The 3379-nt window shown below is 73.0% G+C and carries 3 protein-coding genes and 1 pseudogene; all 4 read left to right on the top strand.

What is annotated here, in order from left to right:
* Positions 1-140: pseudogene (locus AB0G02_RS32285) on the top strand (sugar phosphate isomerase); the annotation flags it as partial.
* Positions 140-997, top strand: coding sequence for a TatD family hydrolase (locus AB0G02_RS32280; RefSeq protein WP_360801721.1), 858 nt, complete (start codon positions 140-142; stop codon positions 995-997). The pseudogene AB0G02_RS32285 and the gene AB0G02_RS32280, both read left to right, overlap by 1 nt.
* The gene (eboE, locus tag AB0G02_RS32275) at positions 994-2073 is read left to right on the top strand and encodes a metabolite traffic protein EboE (RefSeq protein WP_360801718.1); all 1080 of its coding nucleotides are present in this window, start codon (positions 994-996) and stop codon (positions 2071-2073) included. The genes AB0G02_RS32280 and eboE overlap by 4 nt, the downstream gene beginning before the upstream one ends.
* The coding region (locus tag AB0G02_RS32270; protein WP_360801715.1) for a nucleotide pyrophosphatase/phosphodiesterase family protein at positions 2070-3379 on the top strand (1310 nt) is incomplete at its 3' end. The genes eboE and AB0G02_RS32270, both read left to right, overlap by 4 nt.

Raw genomic sequence — 3379 nt, 5'->3', positions numbered from 1 at the left:
CGCTGACCGAGGTGGCGGACCTGGACCGGCGCGCGGACGACGAGCTGCTGCGCATGGTGTCCGCGTTCGCCGACGAACGCCGCGCGGCCGGCCGTCCGGTGCCCGCCGACGCCCTCGACCTGCTCGGAAAGGCTTCCTGATGCGCATCTTCGACCCGCACATCCACATGACCTCGCGCACCACCGACGACTACGAGGCCATGCACGCGGCCGGGGTGCGGGCGCTGGTGGAGCCCGCGTTCTGGCTGGGGCAGCCGCGCACGAACGTCGGGTCGTTCGTCGACTACTTCGACGCCCTGATCGGGTGGGAGCGGTTCCGCGCGGCGCAGTTCGGCATCGCCCACCACTGCGCCATCGCGCTGAACCCCAAGGAGGCCAACGACCCGCGCTGCACCGAGGTGCTCGACGTGCTGCCGCGCTACCTGGCCAAGGACGGGGTCGTCGCGGTGGGCGAGGTCGGGTACGACTCGATGACCCCGGAGGAGGACGAGGCGTTCGCCCGCCAGCTGGAGCTCGCCGTCCGGAACGACCTGCCCGTGCTCGTGCACACCCCGCACCGCGACAAGCGGGCGGGCACGCAGCGGACCCTCGACGTGGTGCGCGAGTCGGGCATCGCGCCCGAACGCGTCCTCGTGGACCACCTCAACGAGACGACCGTGCGCGAGGTCGCGGACTCCGGGTGCTGGATGGGGTTCTCCATCTACCCCGACACCAAGATGGACGAGCTGCGGATGGTGGCCCTGCTCACCGAGTACGGCACGGATCGGGTGCTGGTCAACTCGGCCGCGGACTGGGGCCGCTCCGACCCGCTGAAGACCCGCGCCACCGGCCTCGCGATGCTCGAAGCGGGGTTCGACGAGTCCGACGTCGACACCGTGCTGTGGGGCAACCCGGTGGCGTTCTACGGCCAGAGCGGCCGGCTCGCGCTCGACCCGGCCGCGGCGACCACCAGCGACGCCGCCACCGGGAACTCCGTCCTGCGGGGGGAGCGCCCGTGATCGCCTACTGCACCAACGTCCACCCGGCGGACGACCTGGCCGGCATCCTGGACCAGCTCGACCGCCACGCCGTCGGCGTGCGCGCCCGTCTGGGCGTCGACACCCTCCCGCTGGGGCTGTGGCTGCCCGCGTCGGTCGCGCGCGGCCTGGCGCAGGACGGGGCGGCACGGCTGCGCCTGCGGGTCGAGCTGGCACGCCGAGGGCTGACCGTGAGCACGCTCAACGCGTTCCCGTACGGCGACTTCCACGGCGAGGTGGTCAAGCACGCCGTGTACCGGCCGAGCTGGACCGACCCGCGCCGCCTGGCCTACACGGTCGACTGCGCCACCGTGCTGGCCGACCTCATGCCGGATTCCGCCTCCTACGGCAGCATCTCGACGTTGCCGCTGGCGTGGCGGGAGCCGTGGGGCGAGGCCGACGACGCGGTCGCGGAGGCCGCGCTGACCGAGTTGACGAAGTCGTTGCGGACCGCCGCGGACCGGCCGATCAGGCTCGCGGTCGAACCCGAACCCGGCTGCGTGCTGGACACCGTCGCGGACGCGGTGGCGTGGCTGGCCGGCCGGGTGGACCCCGAGTACGTCGGCATCTGCCTGGACACCTGCCACCTCGCCGTGTCGTTCGCGGACCCGGCGGAGACGGTCGCGGCGATCCGCGCGGCGGGGCTGTCGGTGGTCAAGGTGCAGGCGTCCGCCGCGCTGGAGGTGGCCGAACCCGGCACGGAAGAGGGCCGGCGTGCCGTCGGGGCGTTCGCGGAACCCCGCTACCTGCACCAGGTCCGGGAGAACACCCCGGACGGCGTCCTCGCGGCGGACGACCTGCCGGAGGCCTTCGAGTCCCTGCCCGCGCGGCACCCGTGGCGGGTGCACTTCCACGTGCCGCTGCACGCCCGGCCCGCGCCGCTGACCTCGACCACCGACGTGCTGCTGGCCGCGATGGCCGAAGTGGGGCTCGACACCCACGTCGAGGTGGAGACCTACACGTGGAACGTGTTGCCCGGAGCGGGCGACCTGACCGAGGGCATCGCCGCGGAACTGCGGTGGGCCCACGAGAACTTCCGGACCGGGGTGACGGTGTGAAACCACTGGTGGTCATCGACGTCGTGGGCATGACCCCCGCGCTGCTGCGGCACATGCCGAACCTCTCGGGCCTGGGTTGGCAGGCGGAACTGGGCACCGTGCTGCCCGCGGTCACGTGCAGCGCCCAGGCCACCCTGCTGACCGGGCTCACCCCGGCGCAGCACGGCATCGTGGGCAACGGGTGGTACTTCCGCGACCTGGGCGAGGTGCACCTGTGGCGGCAGCACAACCGGCTCGTCGGCGGCGAGAAGCTGTGGGAGACCGCGCGGCGGGCCCACCCGGGCTACACCGCCGCGAACATCTGCTGGTGGTACGCCATGGGCGCGAGCACGGACGTCACCGTCACGCCGCGCCCGATCTACCACGCGGACGGCCGCAAGTCGCCCGACGCCTACGTCCGCCCGCCCGACCTGCACGACCGGCTCACCGGGGCGCTGGGTGAATTCCCGCTGTTCCAGTACTGGGGACCGACCGCCTCCCTGGCCTCCAGCGAGTGGATCATCGGCGCGGCGCTGAAGGTGCTCGCGGACCACCGGCCGGACCTGCTGCTGGTCTACGTGCCGCACCTGGACTACGACCTCCAGCGGTTCGGACCCTCGTCACCGCAGGCGATCAAGGCCGCGGCCGACGTGGACCGGGCGCTCAAGCCCCTGCTGGACTCCGACGCCACGATCGTCGCCCTGTCGGAGTACGGGATCACCGACGCGCGCAGGCCGGTCGACGTCAACCGGGCGCTGCGGGCGGCCGGGCTGCTGGAGGTCCACACCCAGGCGGGCATGGAGTACCTGGACCCGTGGACGTCCCGCGCGTTCGCCGTGGCCGACCACCAGGTCGCGCACGTCTACGTCAGCGATCCCGCCGACCTGGCCAAGACCCGCGCCGTGCTCGACGGACTGCCCGGTGTGGACACCGTCCTCGACCGGGACGCGCAGGCATCGGTCGGGCTGGACCACGAGCGCTCGGGCGAGCTGGTCGTCATCGCGGAGCCGGACGCCTGGTTCACCTACTACTACTGGCTCGACGACGCCCGTGCGCCCGACTTCGCCCGCGGCGTGGAGATCCACCGCAAGCCCGGCTACGACCCGGCCGAGCTGTTCTTCGACCCGGCCGACCGCCTGGCCAAGGCCAAGGCCGGGCTGAACCTGGCGCGCAAGAAGCTCGGCCTGCGGTACGCGATGAACGTCGTGCCGCTGGACCCGTCGTGCGTGCGCGGCACGCACGGAAGGCTCCCGGACACCGCCGCCGACGGTCCCGTGCTGCTGTGCTCCGACCCGGTCGTGCCGCGGTCGGTGGAGCGCGACGGGCG

Origin of the sequence: Actinosynnema sp. NPDC023658 (genome assembly GCF_040639995.1) — a bacterium.
GTDB lineage: Bacteria > Actinomycetota > Actinomycetes > Mycobacteriales > Pseudonocardiaceae > Actinosynnema.
Note: the sequence above shows the minus strand (reverse complement) of the source record. Positions and strands in the feature narration are given on the sequence as shown.